This window comes from Bradyrhizobium sp. Leo170, assembly GCF_004296405.1.
In the GTDB taxonomy this organism is placed as follows: domain Bacteria; phylum Pseudomonadota; class Alphaproteobacteria; order Rhizobiales; family Xanthobacteraceae; genus Bradyrhizobium.
In genome coordinates this window covers 1-721 of record NZ_PSRR01000817.1, presented here as the reverse complement: position 1 = coordinate 721, position 721 = coordinate 1, and the positions used below count along the sequence as shown (strand labels likewise).

The following is a 721-nucleotide window of genomic DNA, read 5'->3' as shown; positions in this document are numbered from 1 at the left end:
CCCGATGGTATCGCGGCTGACCTCCTTGCCGAAGAAGGATGACAATTCGCTGCGATTGATTGGCTGGTAATAGGCGATGCAGGCGAGGATCAGCGCTTCGGTCTGCGACAGGGCCTTGCCATCGTTGCCCGCGCCGATCGCAGCGCGGATCGCCTCGGCGAAGTTTTTCCGGGTGCGATGCTGCCAACCGCCGGCGACGGCAACAAGCTCGTAAGGCCGGCCGCGGAGCTCGTCGCGGATGTCGTCGATAATGAGATCGAGGTTGCAATCGCGGCCGACGACGCGCGCGAGCGTCTCGCGCGTCACCGGCTCGGGGGAGGCGAAGATCACGGCCTCGACCCGGCCCATCCATTCGCGCCAGCGCAGCTCCGGCGGGAGGTCGGCCAATTCAGTGTCGAGATCCGCTTTCGGCCGCGCGCGCCGCCCCATGTCAGAGCCCATACAGTCGGAAGGTCGGCCGGCCGGTGAGCTCGCGCACCGCACCGAGCGACACCAGTCGCTCGAACAGCCGCCGTGTGCTGCGATCGCTCGCCGTCTTGCCGGCGCCGGCGGGCTGGGCATCTTCCATCATCAGGATCCCCACCATCGCGTCGGCGTCGCGGCCGCGCAGCTTCGGCGCCGCGGCCAGCATCCGGTTGGCGCGTCGCACGAGGTCGGCATAGAGTTCCGATGCTGCTGCGGCAGCGCGTGCATAGGCCTCGGCGCAGGCCGCCAGCCAGGC

General features: G+C 68.8%; 2 protein-coding genes. Both read right to left on the bottom strand.

The window, feature by feature from the left end; all coding sequences use genetic code 11:
• Positions 1 to 429, bottom strand: a 429-nt coding sequence (gene scpB / locus CWO89_RS44890) for an SMC-Scp complex subunit ScpB (protein ID WP_130584463.1), incomplete at its 3' end; no start/stop codon positions are given.
• A gap of 1 nt (position 430) precedes the next feature.
• A partial coding sequence (locus CWO89_RS44885; RefSeq protein WP_130584462.1) for a DUF1403 family protein occupies positions 431 to 721 on the bottom strand: 291 nt, incomplete at its 5' end.